This is a genomic window from Halolactibacillus miurensis, assembly GCF_900116255.1.
Classification (GTDB): Bacteria; Bacillota; Bacilli; order Bacillales; family Amphibacillaceae; genus Halolactibacillus; species Halolactibacillus miurensis.
In genome coordinates this window covers 185,890-201,972 of record NZ_FPAI01000001.1, presented here as the reverse complement: position 1 = coordinate 201,972, position 16,083 = coordinate 185,890, and the positions used below count along the sequence as shown (strand labels likewise).

Below are 16,083 nucleotides of genomic sequence, written 5' to 3'. Positions count from 1 at the left end.
GATTAGTCAACAGTAATGCCAAGTTTGTCTGCATAGGCAAGTAAAGCTTTTTCAAAGCACGCAAGCGGTGCACGCACCGTCCCTGCGCCTACTTGACCAATGCCAGGTTCTTTATGGGCAATACCGGTATTGATGATTGGTGTAATCCCAGAATGAACGACTTTTTGTGCATCAATGCCTAAGCATGCACCTTTAAAGTCCCATGTTGGAATACTCCAATTCGCATTGTTCGCTAAGCAAATCTCATTCATTTCCTCCGAAACATCAAGAGCATCATTGAAACCACCAGCACCTACAAAACGAGTCACACCTGGGGCAGCGATCATCGCCATACCACCGACACCGACAGTTTCTGTAATGGCACTGTCACCAATATCAGGGTTCGCGTCACTCTCTGAATAGCCAGTGAAGTACAAACCGTTTGGTGTGTTGACTGGCGCTGTAAACCATTCATCACCCATACCACTGATGCGAACACCAAAGTCGCGACCATTTCTTGCCATGGTTGTCACAACGGTTCCTCGTTGGATTTTACGCGCGGTATCAACCGTTGCTTTTCCTGCCGCCATCATGATATTTAAGAAGAATTGGTCTGTATCAGCAAGGAAACTAATGACATCATATTTATCTTTTTCATTGATTTTTAATTTTACAATGAGCGGTGTCACTTCTTTTAAGAAATTAAGCGAGGCCGCGATATTACGTTGATGGAACTCATCACCCATCGTGATGGCTTTTGCTATCATAACACTTAAGTTAAGGCCACCCTCTTTATGTCTGAGCGCTTGTGAAAGCACTGGTCCTAATACATCTTTCATCCAGTGAAGACGATCGACAACCTCTTGTGAATAAGCCCCAAACCGAAGAACCTTCCCGATACCTTCGTTTAATGTACAGTAAGCAGGTGAGCCATCGAGTTTATTTTCAACCACGAGTACAGGCATATTACTAGACGTAATTCCCCCCATTGGTCCGACCGCATGATGATGGTGACAAGGTGAGAAGGTCACGCCACCCGTTTCAAGTAACTTCCGTGCACTTTCTTCGTCATCCGCCCAACCTTCAAATAACACCGCACCAATACATGACCCTTGCATAGGTCCTGTCATATCTTTAAAGTCAATCGGTGGTCCAGCATGAAGGATGACACGATCATTTAACACATCCATCACTTCTTTAGCTGGACGCACATCGACTAAGAACGGCTGAGTATTTTTCATCTGTTCAACAACCGCTGCATTACCTTCTTCTACTTCATCTAGTTTTGCTAAAGCATGTAAAATTTTTATCAGCTTTTTATTTCCACCAGCAGCTGGTTTCCAGTTGTACTGTACCGTTTTACCACCATGTTCAATAATGGATTCAGTAAAGCTCTTCAAACCAATGTTAATGACACGTGGTTTTGTATTGAGTAAATCACGAATCGCTTCACTTAGTTTTGGTAAAGTATTTTTAGCCGCGTTAACCTCTTGTTGGTCTTTATTATTTGTTTCATAATCAATCCCTTTTAGTTTAAGCGCAAGACGCACAGCTTTCGCATTACTTTCTTCCACAAACACACCAGACCGCTTTAATGTACGAATGGCTTTGTCATAACCTTGAGGATCTTGGTCTGTTCCACAGACTGTTGCGACAAAGTATAAGGTTCTTCCGTCTTTTTCAGCTGTTGCTTTCGCTTCTAAAATCGCTGGTGATAAGGCTTCTGCCATGTCTGGATGTGAACCATAACCTAAGACACAATCAAATAAAATAACTCCTGTATCTGCATCGTTGGCGTATGTTCTCATTTTATTGATACGTACTTCTGGGTCAATCATTGGGTGTGGTTTTCCTTGCGTATAAATGTCATCACCCAAATCCATGACTTCATAGCCATTGGCTTTTAAGATATACCCTTCCTCTTTAATTAACCCGCCCAAGTCAAGAGCATCTGAGATAAGCATACCCGCTTCAGCCGCTAACGTTCCGCCAGAATAAAGCCCTTTGACTGTTTTATCTTCAGATAAAACAACGTCAACGCTATTTGCTAGCGGCTGACTGTAATTTACCTGCACGGCTTTTCCTTCTGCTAAATCAACGGCGATGCGTGCTGTTTCTTCAAGTGTATGTGCTAAGTAAACATCACCTTCATGATGATCTGGTTTTTCACCTAAGAAAATCGCCACAGCTGGTTTAGATAAGCTATGCAATAATTCTACAATCTCATCACGCACTTTTTTTGCAGGTGGCTTGGAAATAAAGACAATCACGTCTGTGGGATCATGTGCCTCTAATCCAAGTAACGCATCTTTTGCCGTAATCGCTCCAACTTCTTCGCTTAAATCACGTCCACCTGTGCCAATCGCATGAACAACCCCTCCTCCGAGACGGTCAATAATGGTGGTCACTTCTTGAATCCCCGTGCCAGAAGCACCAACAATACCGATGTTACCTGGTTTGACAACGTTAGTGAAAGCAAGCGGTGTACTAGAGATAATACCCGTACCACAATCTGCCCCCATTAACATAACGCCCTTTTCGTGGGCTTTTCGTTTTAATCTGGCTTCTTCCTCAAGTGGAATATTATCTGTAAATGAGAAAACATGTAGACCTTGATCTAGAGCATTTTCAATTTCATCCACACCGTACTCGCCTGGAATAGATAATAAAGCGAGGTTTGCCTCTGGCAACTTATCTTGAGCAGCTTTAAAGCTATTGACTGTTTCAAATCCACTTGTTTCACCTTTCACGGCTAAATCATCTAAAAACTTATCCGACTCTGATAAAGCGTTTTCAAAAATCTCCTCATTCTCAGCGTCGATCACGATGACCATATCACTCGGTGAGGCTGTTTTTGCTTCGTCTGTTAACAAGCCACTGTTTTTAAAAATGTCTTTGTTAGCATCCGTCCCCATCATAATGGAGCATTTTTTCACTCCTTCCAAACCATTGATAGCGTTGGTTAGTAGCATCAAGTTAATTGAATCTTGATAACTATTTTTTCTAATCACTGTTTTTAACATTTTCAAACCTCCTTGTTTGCTGTAAGATAAATATAGCACGAGAGTTTTTAGAATACATTGGCTAAGAAATCTAGAATTTTATTGTTTTTTTAGACGAAAAGGATAAAGGGGGTGGCAAAATGAAGGCGCTTAACTTGATGCGACTGGAACCATTAAAAAAAGCAAGAATCATCGCAGGCGAGGCTGGTTGTGATAAAAAGATTACCGGTGTTAATGTATTAGAAGCCCTAGATATCGAAAATTGGGGCAAAAAAGGGCAAGTCATTCTCACGAGTTTTTTCGCATTTAAAGATTTATCCGAAAAGACCTTAACCGATTTTTTTAAGAAGATGGCGATCATCGGGATTGCAGCGATTATTGTTAAAGTCGATCGTTTCGTACATCATGTGCCTGAATTGATGATTGAACTTTGCCATCAGCACGGCATCTTATTAATCCAAATTGATAAAGAAGTTAAGTATGAAGCCATTGTTTTAGCTATTTTAGAACCAATCATTAATAAAAATGTTGCTTTACTCAATCGTTATTATGAGATTCATAGTGAGATTACGCAGATTGCTTTAAAGATGCCGTCAATCCAAGCTATTTTGGAAGAGTTTAAACAGATGATTCATTTTGATTTCACCTTATTGAATATGTTAAAAAAGACTCAAATCACTACTAACGCCGATTTATCAAATTACCACATTCTTAGTAAACAAGCCATTAAACAGGAAAAATATATGTTTTATAGTTATAAACGACGTGAGGTGATCTACACCATTGGGAGCGAAGAAAGTAAGGGGTCTCAAATCAGTGTACAAATCCCTTGTCTTGAGCATGATGAATATGAGCTGATTATTCACGAAGGGACTCATCACATTAGCGAAGAAGACTTTATGGTGTTAGAGAATGCGGTCAAATTTCTTCAAATGGAATTGTTGAAGAAATATGCGCTGTCACAAAATATTTATCAACAAAAAAATAACATCTTAAACGATGTATTAAATAACCGCATTCAAGAAGAGAAAGATGTCGATGACATTTTAGATTACTTAAATATTGATAAATATGACTATTATCAAGTCGCCATCGTAAAACTCTATCAAAAAGAGCAAGTCGACACACTTCAAAAGGATTACACCAAGCTGTTAAAAAAGATGCGTTATCTATTAAAGGTTCCAACCAACCGTTTTGCCTATATGGAAAATACGAACCGAATTGTTTTATTAGCTAACCTTAGAGAAGTTGATCAGTCACTCAATGAGAAGAAAATCAAAGAAACGGTTGAACAAGTCATGAAGGGATATAAAAAAGATTATTACCATATCAGTATGAGCTCAGTTGTACACAAGGAAGCTATTCACAGAGCAAATACTGAAGCGTTGAAAACTCAAAAAATTCTTGATTTATTTTATCCAGAAAACTCCGTTTTAAACTACCAACAATTAGGTATCTATAAGCTATTACTCGACCTAGATAAGTTAGATCAAGCTAAGAGTTTTATCTCGCCGCATATTGTTGACTTTAAGGAACAGCATCCGGAATTATTTGAAACACTGTCTGTTTTTATTGATACGCAACAGAGCTACACTAAAACAGCTGAACGACTATTTTTACATCATAAAACGATTCGATACCGGATAGACAAGGTGAAAGAGTTACTCACTATTAATTTTGATCAACCTGAGGATATTTTACAAATTCAAATCGCCACGCGATTATTTAAACTGTTACATTAGTTTTAAGGGAGGACATACTGTTGCACACACCTGAGATTTACCACTATACATCCACTCACAATATAAATATGATGATGACATTATATCGTGCCAGTGAGAATAGACAGAAGGCTACGATTGTCTATTTTCATGGCGGGGGACTATTATATGGTCATCGCGATGACTTGCCAAACATTTACGTCGATCAGCTAGTGACGGCTGGTTATGATGTATTAACGTGTGACTATCCACTGGCGCCAGAGGTCTCACTAGATATAATCTTGCAGTCTACCTATGAACTTTGTGTGCATTACGCGACGCATAGAAAAGACATTTTTCAACTAGAGCATAATCGTTTGATTTTATTTGGACGCTCAGCAGGAGCCTATTTAGCTCTTAAACTAGCTGAGACTTTGTTAGAAAAAACAGATATGACACCTGCTGCTATCATAAGTTTATATGGCTATCCAGGCTTTGACGTAGATGAATTCAAAAAACCAAGTAAGCATTACTTACAGTTTCCAGCCGTAGAGGACAGCGTCGTTAATGGCATTATCTCAGACCATTATGTGACAGAGGGTTCACTTGAAAAGCGCTTCGCCCTCTATTTAAAAGCAAGACAAGAAGGCAACTGGTTACGTTACTTACAACCTCACTCACCACTTGAGACTTATCACGTCTCAGATGAAACATTTAAACAGTTTCCACCGACCATACTAGCTGCCGCTACACATGACCCTGACGTGCCTTACCGACTATCGAAACAGATGAGCCGGAAAATACCGTCAGCTAAATGTCTCACCATCTATAATGACACACATGATTTTGACCGAGATACGACCGATACGACCGGCATAAAAATCTATGCACAAATCATTGCTTGGTTAGAGGAAACGTTAACAACGACAGCAGTAAAAGAATGCTAGACATAAAAATAACGGTAACCAATGTTCATCACGTCGGTTACCGTTATTTTGAATGTATATTTGATTTAAGGTTTCATACTAATAAACTAGCTGATGAATTGACCCCTAAACTATCTCATAAAAAGAAGTCATTCAATCAAACTTTACGATCGTTCTTCCAAGATGTTCACCCTTTTTAATTGCGGTGATTTTCTCTTTTAAACCTGTTAACGACACTTCGTTTACTAATGCCGTTTGCGACACATTCCAGTCACCTGCAAGCTTATCCCATAATTCAAACCGTTCTGTGATAGGTACGTTGACAGAGTCAATACCTAAGATGTTCACCCCTCTTAAAATCAGTGGTAAGACCGTTGACGTTAACTGGATGCCTGCGGCATTCCCACACATGCTTATGCTTCCTCTATAGGATAGTTGAGGGATAATGGTTGAGGCAACGTCCCCGCCAACCGTATCTAACACATAGTCATATTTAGATTTATTTAGCGGTCTTTTTAGTTCACCCAAGTCCTCTGGAAAAATAATTGCTGTTGCTCCTAATTTTTTAGCGATCTCCACTTGATAACTTTTACGGACTAAGGCCGTAATGTTAGGATAGCCACTTTTAGCTAACATCTGCAGCGCGAGACTACCGACGCCACCTGTTGCACCTGTCACTAAAATCTCAGGATGATTATCAGGTCTTAGGCCGTTTTTTTCTAAAGCTGCAATCGAAAGGGCCGCTGTTACACCGGCTGTACCAAAAACCATGGCATCTTTTAACGTCAAGCCTTTAGGTAAAGGCACAAGCCAATCAGCTGGCACTTTTGCATATTCAGCGAATCCACCTGTATGAGTCATACCAAGTTCAAAGCCTGTCACAATGACTTCTTGTCCTTCTTCATACGCTTCGTGTTGTGAACGAACAACCGTCCCACTTAAGTCGATCCCTGGAATCATTGGGTAATTTCTAATGACACCTCCGTTTTTTTGTACCGCCAGCATATCTTTATAGTTGAGCGAAGAATAAGCCACTTTAATAAGTACGTCTCCTTCAGATAATGCCTCCACCGCTACATCTTCTAAGTCATAATTCACTTCGTCATTTTCTTCTCTAACAACAAGCGCCTTAAATAAATTCATCTCATATTCTCCTTTGTTTTTTATAAAAACAGTTCGCAAACAAAAATGTTTGCTATAAAAGATTAACATGCTATGATGGATACGTCAACATAGGAAAGGGGGCTGTCTATGGAATTACATGATTGTATGAATTTTTTACTTAGTGTCAGTCAAAACAAGGTATTCAAACATTTCAGCAAACTACTTCAAGAATATAAATTAACACCCGCTCAGTATGGGGTATTAAATTGTTTGTGGCAAGATGGGGCTCTGTCTCCAAAACAAATTGGGGCTCTTTTACACTTAGAAGCGCCAACGGTGTCTGGCATTCTTGATCGTATGCAAAAGGCTGATTTAATCGAGCGATCGATTGATGAAAATAGTCGAAGAAACGTCTGGGTCATCCCAACGGAAAAAGCAAATGCCATGAAAGACCCTATCGAAAAGGTCACTCAGCAGTTAAATACCGTCGTTCTAAAAGACTTAGCTGATGATGAAACGCTTGTATTAAAAAAGGCATTAACAACGATTATCACGTCTGATTTTCATGAAGATGTTTAATTAACCTACTGTTTGAATAGACAAAAACACCGCTAAATAAAGGCTTACCCCTTTATTTAGCGGTGTTTCTTATTTAGTATAGTCGTTTAAGGAAGAAAAGTGATTATCTACGCTTCGTCATTTTTTCTGTCTGATTTTATATTTACTGTTGGTGTATTTACCAGCTCAAAGGTTGCAGAAGCAAGAGCGACTTTTCCGTCACTGCTTTCAACTTTTTGTAAAATATGCGAGAATAACTCATCTTTAATACCGAGCCGTTTCTTGTAATCAACAACGTACCTCACCGTAAACTCAACCCAATTGTCATTCGCCACCATTAAGACAAGCGGTTCTGTTTGCGCATCTTCAATTAAGTATTTCTTAACCATCTGATCCCACTGTTCTTCTGCTTCTTTCGTGTAATCACCCACAACATTGTTCGCTACTTCAGTAAACATCTGTCTAGCCATGTTATAGTTACTGCCAAACCTTACCGGGATTTTAATCTCATCCCACAAAAATGGAAAGTCAGCTGAGTAATTGTAAACCGGTTCTTTAAAAACAAAGCTATTGGCAATCCGGACAATCCGGCCGTTATATAAATCACCATCAACCCAACCACCGATCTCCATAATGGTTGTTCGAAGGATGCCAACATCAATAACGTCCCCTTTTATTCCACCGACTTGTACACGATCCCCTGACTTATAAATATCACTAAACAAGATCGCCAGCCAGCCGGCAAAACTAACAATCACTTCCTGTAAGGCAAAGGTGATTCCAGCACCCGCTATACCAAAGAAGACCGTTAACGATCCTAACCGGTCACGATAGACGACCGAGATGAGTAAGACAATTAAGAAATACCCCACAATCCCGACCGCTTTTTTCGTGCGATAAGAACTATCGGAGTCCTTAATATAATGATTCAAACGCTTTTCAATGAAGCTTCTAATAATGAGAATTACGATAATCCCGACAATAGCTGCGAGAAGCTGCATCGCATACGGTTGGCTAAAAAAACGTATGAGTGGATTCAACACGCGTCCCCCTTTCTGATAGGTACCTTTATCAATATCTACCCGCTCACCTATCTTTTAACCTTTATATTTTTTGCGGTATAAGCACTTAACCTAAGCTATACACGTTGATACAAGTTTCAATCCACGTAAAAAGCTAGCATCCCTCTCTAAGAGCGACACTAGCTTTAAATGATAGTTAGTAAAAATCAGTTGTTAATTATTTTCTTAACGGCTTAAGTGCTCCGCTCCAGTCATTGACTTGGTCTAACATTAAGTTGATGGTTTCTAAGTGCAAGTCTTGTGGCGCAAACTCTTGACCTTTGAAGTCATAGAATAATGAGAGCGTTGGGTGTGTACGGACATCGGCAATCATTAATTCACCCATAATTCCGCGTAAATGTTCAGCGGCACGTGCACCACCAGTTGAACCGTAGCTTACCATACCGGCTGCTTTATTATGCCAAGCGTCACGCGCTAAATCAAGCGCATTTTTAAGTGAGGCTGATAAACTATGATTATATTCTTGTACAATAAAGACAAAACCATCAAGTTCCGCTAATTTTTCATTCCATTTTGCAATACCCGGCGCATCTCCTTCACCTAATAACGGTAATTGGTAATCTTTAATATCAACGATCTCATAGTTTGCATCTTCGCGCTTATCAGCAATTGATTTTACCCATTCTCCTACGGCTGGACTAACGCGGCCTTCTCTCGTACTTCCTAAAATAATCCCAATGTTCATTTTTTCACTCATGTTTTTTTCCTCCTTAGATTGTGTTCCTAATAGTTTATTTAACCATTTCATTTAGCTAACCTACTTTCTCTCTTCCCATTAAACCGTCAATTCAATCCGATTTCCCGATGGGTCTTTAGTAAAGATATGATGATTGATCTCCTCAACGGTCGCTCCCTGTTCCCTTAAGCGCTGCACGATGTTATGAAGTGCTGCGGTGTCTTGATACACCATCTTAAATGACTGCATACCGACACTTGTTTCTTCTTCAGGTGGTAACCCTTCCCCTTTCCACGTATTTACACCGACATGGTGGTGATAGTGACCGGAAGATAGAAAGAGCGCTTTACTGCCAAACACACTCGCGACATCAAGACCTAATCCATCGACATAAAAGGCTTTTGTTTTATTTAAATCTGCCACATATAAGTGGATATGCCCCATAATGGTTTCTTCTGGTAACCCTTGCCACTCGCTCCCCTCAATCCGATGAGACATTAAGGCTTCTGCATTTAATGGATCAGTTGCCATCTTGACTTGACCACTGTGCCATGTCCATTCATCAGGATCACGGTCGATATAAATCTCAATCTCATTACCATCGGGATCACTTAAATAAATCGCTTCACTGACTAAGTGATCCGCTGCCCCTAAGTCAATGTTGTGACGCGTTAGGTGAACAATTACATCCGCTAAATCTTTCTTCTTAGGTAAGAGTAAAGCAAAGTGATACATACCCGTTGTTTGTTGGATTTTCGGTGTCACACCGTCTGGTTGAGTCAAGGTAAGAAGCGTTGTCTTCCCATCAGCTGTTAATTCAGCCGTCATATTTGTTTGAGATAAGACTTTAAACCCAATAACCGTCTGATAAAAGTTGAGTGACCGTTGTAAATCACTTACCTTTAATGTGACATGGCTGACAAATGTTGTTGGTTTTTCATGAAAGCCCATTGTATTTCCTCCTCTCCATCTTTCAGTGATGGATTCATTTCTTTTTGTTTTTAACTTACTTTATGTAACCTACTATATATTATTGATTAATATTCGTCAAGTAATTAATTTAATATTTGTTATTAAGTTTTAACATATGCTATAATACCATTAGAAGAGGTGAAGATTATGGCACAACCAACCATTTGTCCAAAATTCGAAAAAGCGATTTCTATCTTAAGCCAGCGCTGGACAGGACTTGTCATCTACCAACTATTAAATGGCACGCAACGTTTTAATGAGATTCAGTCTGCGATTGGCATTAGCGGTAAAGTCTTATCCGATCGATTAAAAGACCTAGAACAAAAAGGATTAGTCAAGCGCGACGTCATTCCAGATACGCCCGTTGTCATAGAATACTCCTTAACGGATAAAGGTCGTTCAATGGAGCCAATATTAAAATCTATTGAACATTGGTCACAGGAATGGATGTTTCTAAACGACTAATCCTTATCAATCATTTAATAAAGCGCGAGCTATTTGAGTTATCCTCATTAGCTCACGCTTTATTTGTACTTAGATATATGTGTTATTACTCACATAATTATAGTATAGACTTTATTTATGATGTCTATCCTACCAGCTCAGATTTTATAGCATGAAGCTCAAGAACAGGCTTAGACAACAATTGATACACTGATAAAGTTCGCCTATATATTTCTACTTCTTTTTGGTCTAGTTTAATACTTTGTTCCATAGATGTAATGTCACTTTGATTATCCTTCATGCTTAGTATGACTGCTCCTAAACATGAACTTTCAATGCGGTTACTTTCAATAAGCTCATGATTAAAAATATTTGCCGCAATCCGCTTCCACAAGTTGGATTTTAAAAACCCACCCGTCACTTTAATTGTTGAAATATCTCCTACTAAATTAGTGAGTATTTGATAAACATCGTAAATATTGTACATGACCCCTTCCATAACAGCTCTTGCAAAATGACCTTTGTTATGAATGGGCTTGATACCAATAAAATGACCTGTTGCTGTTGCATCCCAAAGAGGCGCACGTTCACCATTTATATAAGGATAAAATAATAACCCCTCAGCACCTGCGGATATTTCTTCAGCACGTGCATTTATCTCATCTAAACTGGTTTCTTCTAATAACGTTGAAAGCCATGCTAGTGTATTACCTCCATTATTAACAGCTCCTCCAATGACCCATGTATCTTTCTTTAGGTAATAACAAAATGTACGACCTTGATAATCTAGTTTGATCTCATCACTAATAACTCGAATGGCACCACTCGTTCCAATAGTAAGAGCCGCTTCACCTTTGTTTATCGCTCCAAGACCAACGTTTGATAAAACTCCATCACTTGCCCCAATATGAATATCCAATTGATGGTTTAACCCTAATTCTTCAAGTTCTTTTAGATTTTTTTGATGAAATAAATAATCTGTATCGACTAGTTCAGATAACGATTCACGGTTAATGCCAATAATTTCCAGTACGTCATCATCCCAATCTAATTGTTCTAAATTTAATAATCCCGTCGCAGAAGCAATCGAATAGTCAACTTTCCACTCACCTGTTAATTTATACGTGATATATTCTTTTATCCCTACAATTTTCTTGGCTTCTCCTAGAATGTTAGACTGTGTACTTTTCAGCCAGACTAACTTACTAAATGGCGACATAGAATGAATGGGGGTCCCGGTACGACGGTAAATCCAGTCTAGATCTCCTTGGCTCCTCACTTCTTTAAGAGTATCGTTAGCTCGGTTATCTGCCCACGTATATACTGGTGACAACGGCGTGTAATTATCAGAAATAAGTAGGACACTGTGCATGGCACTAGATAAAGACAGCGATTGAATCCAATCTTTTATCTCAACATGTCGATGGATTATTTCTTTAATTATTTTTTTTACCCCAAGATAGATTTCATCTGCTTGCTGTTCTGCCATCCCTAAGTAATCACGATACGTTCTATTTACCGTATACGCACTATCAATAACTTCTAATCGTTCATTATATAACACAATTTTACTATTTGTTGTTCCAATGTCTAAGCCTAATGTATACCTAGCTCTCAATGGGCTGCCTCTTCTCAATTACCGTATGCCCACCAAAGCCTTGACGTAAAGCAGAAACTAATTTTTCTCCATATTTTTCTTGATCGAGTGACATAAATCTTACCATTAGCGCTTGAGAAATGACTGGCGTAGGAACTTGTAACCTGAGTGCTTCTTCTACCGTCCATTTACCTTCACCTGAGGACTGAATAATACCTTCAATCTCATCGATATTCCCTTTTTCAAATGCTTCTCCCATTAACTCCATTAACCAACTTCGAATCACAGAGCCATGATTCCAAACAGTAGCGACTTTCTCCAGATCATATGAATATTCTGAGTGATGTAGTAAATTAAATCCTTCACCAATCGCTTGCATCATACCATACTCAACACCGTTATGAATCATTTTCAAATAGTGGCCACTCCCAGTTGGTCCCGTATATAAGTATCCCTTATCCACATTTATTTTTCGAAAGATATATTCTATTTCTTTAAATGCTTCCTTATTACCACCAACCATCATACAAGCACCATTTCTAGCACCAGCAATGCCACCTGAGGTTCCTACATCAAAAAAGTGAATACCTTGTTTTCCACATAATTCTCCTCGACGCTTGGAGTCCTCAAAATGGGCATTCCCCCCGTCAATAATTCGGTCACCTTTATTTAATTTGCTTAATAACCTAGTAAAAGTTGTCTCGGTAATCTCACCAGCAGGAAGCATCATCCATACTGTTTTCGTCTCGCCCTCTAATTGATGCAATAACTCATCAACTGATGAAATAAATTGAATGCCTGATTCTTCTACTTTACCTTTGATCGTCTGATCAATATCATACCCATACACTTCTATCTCATGATCATTCAAATTTTTTGCCAAGTTTAATCCCATTTTCCCTAAACCTATCATACCTATTTTCATTTTGATACTCCTCGTGTTCTTTATAGTTAAGTCTTTGCCATGCCAGATACCAAATGCCCTCTTCCTTTATTGACAAGTTTAAAGAAAGAGACCGCTTCACAACGGCCTCTTTCTTCATAATCAACCATCTAGCTTTAGCTTAATTCTGGCCAATATTCTTTATTTGCTTCGATTAGATCATCCAACACATCTTTTGCAACTTTTGCACTTGGAATCGTTTTAGAAAGTGTCAACGCTTGCCATAATTTTTGGTAGCTACCCTCTATATAAGCTTCTACTACTAATTTCTCTACCGTTACTTGTTGGTACATTAAAGCCTGTTCAAAGTTGGGGATTTTCCCTTGAGCTAACGGCTCGACACCATCACTGCCAACGATACAAGGTACCTCAACCATGGCATCATCAGGGAAGTTTGCGATTGCTCCATTATTCTCAACAATCATCAACATTCGTTCATGCGTATTAAACGCAATAGCACGAGCAAGGTCGACGATAAATGAAGCATGGCTATCGATATGGAAATTACTATTTTTAGCTGTTCCTTTTTCAATAATTTCTCTTGCAGCTGTGAAGACTTGTTTCTCTCGCCCTTCCATTACTTCATTTGCTCTCGTGAAGTCAGGATTTGAATGAGCCACTTCATAATCCGGATAGAGATAATATTTTAAATATGTGTTAGGCAAATATCTTGGATTAACCGCCAATAAATCTTTAGCTTTTTTGTGTGTCTCTTGCCAACTAGGGTCCATATGTTGTGTGTCCACTTCTACTTGCGTTAAATAGCCATTTTCAGCAACATAATCTTTAATTTCATCAAGATATTCATGACCTTCTTTATCTTTAACACTTGTCCACCAACCGAAGTGATTCAAACCAAAGTAACGCACTTCTAAATCCTGTGGCTGTTTATTGATAATTTGTGACATCCGTCTTAACGTTCCAACTGGCATATCACAGATATTTAACACTTTTGCATTTGGACGTAAAACACGACAGGCTTCAGCTACAATAGCAGCTGGATTTGAATAGTTTAACATCCAGCAATCTGGCGAGTACTTCTCCATATAATCAATAATTTCTAGCATACCTGTGATGCTTCTCATCCCGTAAGCAATACCACCAGGACCGCATGTTTCTTGTCCAATAACACCATGTCTTAGTGGAATCTTTTCATCTTTTTCACGCATGTCATATTGCCCTGCCCGAATATGCGCCATACAGAAGTCACGATCGGTAAAGGCAACTTCTGGATCGGTTGTATAAGAAAATTTCAACTCTGGAGCTTGCTCTTTAATAAGAATATCGAGTGCTTCACCTAGCACCGCTTGTCTTTTTTCATCATTATCGTAAAGTACTAATTCACGCATAGGGAAACGATCACGGTTATCTAACATCATCATAACAATCCCCGGTGTAAATGTACTTCCTCCTCCGGCAATTACAACTGAAAATTTTTTCATATTAAATCATCCCTTCCTGTTTTATTCTTCTGCTGTTTCTCTATTTAAAACATGATCAACGGATTTACGTATTTTTGTGACTTGCAACCCATAGACGACTTGGACATTCTCACCTTTTTTAATAACCCCACTCGCGCCTGTTTCATTTTTTAACACTTGTTCATCGACAATCTCGGGATTATCTACTGTTAAGCGTAATCGCGAATAACAGTTTGTGACCGTTTTAATGTTATTCTCGCCGCCAAGTGCTTCCACAATAAGATGCGCAAGACCAAGATCGGCTCCTACATTATCCTTTTGTTTGTTTTCATTTTTCTCCTTTTTATCTTTATATTCCTTTTTAGAATATAATTTAGTTTCTTGATTACCCACTTCTCTACCAATCGTTTTAAAATTAAATTTCGTAATCAAGAATCTAAATAGGAAATAATAAACAACAAAGAAAATCAACCCAACAACAATGTACATCGGCCATACCGTTCTTTCTGTTCCTAATGGGACATTGTAAAGGAGAAAATCAATAAACCCATTTGGTCCAATGGCTCTAACATTAAAGATATTTAGTACAACCATACTTAACCCACTTAACACACCGTGTACAACAAACAATATCGGAGCAACAAACATGAAAGAAAATTCAATAGGTTCAGTGACACCAGCAATAAATGACGTTACAGCTGCTGGAATTAAAATTGCTTTAGCTTTTGCCTTGTTTTCAGGTTTGGCTGTGTGATACATCGCTAAACATGCACCAATTAAACCGAACATTTTTGATATACCACGAGCATCCCAAATGACACTTGGTGCAAGTAACCCTCCATTAGGATTAGCGATCTCTGCAAAATAAATATTACGAGCGCCTTCAAACACTTCCCCAGCAACTTCGGCAACGCCTCCTAACTCTGTATATAAGAATGGTGTATATACTAAATGGTGTAATCCCGTAGGGATCAATAGTCGTTCTAGTAATCCATATAAGAATATCCCGAAGTTACCACTTTGATTAATAAGTTCACCTAAATTACTGATTCCCATTTGGAAAAATGGCCAGATGTAAGTAAATAAAATAGCTAAGATAACAACGACTGGAATAAGAACGATGAAGACAAAACGTGTACCTCCATAAATTTGAAAGGCATTATCAAATTCTTTCTCAGCATAGCGGTTATGGACAAAGGCTGTGATAATACCAAGGAAAATACCTAAGAACACACCCATATCTAGCACTTGCACCCCTAAAACAAGTGTTTGTCCGGTCCCTTGTAAATCCCCATCAATTAATATTCCTTGTAAGTCCATAAAGCGGTTCATCGCATTAATAAATACTAAATAACCAAGTACTGCAATAAAACCTGCTTCTGACTTTTTCTTTTTAGCAAGTCCTACGGCTAAACCAACCGCAAAGACAAGTCCTAAATTTACTAAGATGGATACGAGTGATCCCGAAAGAATCGTACCAAATCCTGTAGTGATAGGATTGTCTAAAAACGGAACAACTTCGAGTAACCTTGCATTAGTAAATAGGTTCCCAATCGCGATTAAAATACCAGCAATAGGTAGTATTAATACTGGAATAAACATAGCTTTTGAAAAACGTTGCATAATTCCCATGACTTTTTCTTTCATTTCAGTACCTCCAATGTTTAATAAGTTAACCA

The 16,083-nt window shown here is 38.7% G+C and carries 13 protein-coding genes and 1 pseudogene; 4 read left to right on the top strand and 10 right to left on the bottom strand.

Going from position 1 to position 16,083, the window contains the following annotated elements; genetic code table 11:
* Nucleotides 1–2 precede the first annotated feature (2 nt).
* Nucleotides 3–1,220: a YlbE family protein gene (locus tag BM390_RS15675; protein ID WP_231631391.1), complete on the bottom strand. Its 1,218-nt coding sequence runs from the start codon at nucleotides 1,218–1,220 to the stop codon at nucleotides 3–5.
* Between the two features lie 60 nt (nucleotides 1,221–1,280).
* Nucleotides 1,281–3,002, bottom strand: a pseudogene (fdrA, locus tag BM390_RS15670) (acyl-CoA synthetase FdrA); the annotation flags it as partial.
* A 119-nt stretch (nucleotides 3,003–3,121) separates the two neighbouring features.
* Between fdrA and BM390_RS00840 the strand changes: the two are divergent.
* Both BM390_RS00840 and BM390_RS00835 read left to right on the top strand, forming a co-directional pair.
* Nucleotides 3,122–4,723, top strand: a complete 1,602-nt coding sequence (locus tag BM390_RS00840) for a PucR family transcriptional regulator (protein ID WP_062320267.1) — start codon at nucleotides 3,122–3,124, stop codon at nucleotides 4,721–4,723.
* Between the two features lie 20 nt (nucleotides 4,724–4,743).
* Nucleotides 4,744–5,628, top strand: a complete 885-nt coding sequence (locus tag BM390_RS00835; RefSeq protein WP_062320265.1) for an alpha/beta hydrolase — start codon at nucleotides 4,744–4,746, stop codon at nucleotides 5,626–5,628.
* 132 nt (nucleotides 5,629–5,760) lie between these two features.
* Here BM390_RS00835 and BM390_RS00830 read toward each other — a convergent pair whose 3' ends face one another.
* A complete protein-coding gene (locus BM390_RS00830; protein ID WP_062320263.1) occupies nucleotides 5,761–6,750 on the bottom strand; it encodes a YhdH/YhfP family quinone oxidoreductase in 990 nt (329 codons plus the stop codon).
* A gap of 108 nt (nucleotides 6,751–6,858) precedes the next feature.
* Between BM390_RS00830 and BM390_RS00825 the strand changes: the two genes are divergently transcribed.
* Nucleotides 6,859–7,290, top strand: coding sequence for a MarR family winged helix-turn-helix transcriptional regulator (locus BM390_RS00825; RefSeq protein ID WP_062320261.1), 432 nt, complete (start codon nucleotides 6,859–6,861; stop codon nucleotides 7,288–7,290).
* A gap of 107 nt (nucleotides 7,291–7,397) precedes the next feature.
* Here BM390_RS00825 and BM390_RS00820 read toward each other — a convergent pair whose 3' ends face one another.
* From BM390_RS00820 to BM390_RS00810, 3 genes are all read right to left on the bottom strand, one after another.
* A complete protein-coding gene (locus BM390_RS00820) occupies nucleotides 7,398–8,312 on the bottom strand; it encodes a mechanosensitive ion channel family protein (protein ID WP_369813752.1) in 915 nt (304 codons plus the stop codon).
* Between the two features lie 196 nt (nucleotides 8,313–8,508).
* Complete coding sequence (locus BM390_RS00815) at nucleotides 8,509–9,099, bottom strand: NADPH-dependent FMN reductase (RefSeq protein ID WP_062320259.1); 591 nt, start codon at nucleotides 9,097–9,099, stop codon at nucleotides 8,509–8,511.
* A 27-nt stretch (nucleotides 9,100–9,126) separates the two neighbouring features.
* On the bottom strand, nucleotides 9,127–9,978 hold the full coding sequence (locus BM390_RS00810) for a VOC family protein (RefSeq protein WP_062320257.1): 852 nt from the start codon (nucleotides 9,976–9,978) through the stop codon (nucleotides 9,127–9,129).
* A gap of 168 nt (nucleotides 9,979–10,146) precedes the next feature.
* Between BM390_RS00810 and BM390_RS00805 the strand changes: the two genes are divergently transcribed.
* Complete coding sequence (locus BM390_RS00805) at nucleotides 10,147–10,464, top strand: winged helix-turn-helix transcriptional regulator (RefSeq protein WP_062320255.1); 318 nt, start codon at nucleotides 10,147–10,149, stop codon at nucleotides 10,462–10,464.
* 124 nt (nucleotides 10,465–10,588) lie between these two features.
* On the opposite strand, the gene BM390_RS00800 is transcribed toward BM390_RS00805, so the two are convergent.
* The 4 genes from BM390_RS00800 to BM390_RS00785 form a co-directional block, all read right to left on the bottom strand.
* The gene (locus BM390_RS00800; protein ID WP_062320253.1) at nucleotides 10,589–12,061 is read right to left on the bottom strand and encodes a gluconokinase; all 1,473 of its coding nucleotides are present in this window, start codon (nucleotides 12,059–12,061) and stop codon (nucleotides 10,589–10,591) included.
* The gene (gene gnd / locus BM390_RS00795) at nucleotides 12,051–12,989 is read right to left on the bottom strand and encodes a phosphogluconate dehydrogenase (NAD(+)-dependent, decarboxylating) (protein ID WP_256212356.1); all 939 of its coding nucleotides are present in this window, start codon (nucleotides 12,987–12,989) and stop codon (nucleotides 12,051–12,053) included. Before gnd ends, BM390_RS00800 begins: the two co-directional genes overlap by 11 nt.
* Before the next feature lie 110 nt (nucleotides 12,990–13,099).
* Nucleotides 13,100–14,425 carry a 6-phospho-alpha-glucosidase gene (locus BM390_RS00790; RefSeq protein ID WP_062320252.1) on the bottom strand — a complete coding sequence of 442 codons (1,326 nt, stop codon included), beginning with the start codon at nucleotides 14,423–14,425 and terminating at the stop codon, nucleotides 13,100–13,102.
* A gap of 21 nt (nucleotides 14,426–14,446) precedes the next feature.
* Nucleotides 14,447–16,051 carry a PTS transporter subunit EIIC gene (locus BM390_RS00785; RefSeq protein ID WP_062320250.1) on the bottom strand — a complete coding sequence of 535 codons (1,605 nt, stop codon included), beginning with the start codon at nucleotides 16,049–16,051 and terminating at the stop codon, nucleotides 14,447–14,449.
* Nucleotides 16,052–16,083: the final 32 nt, after the last annotated feature.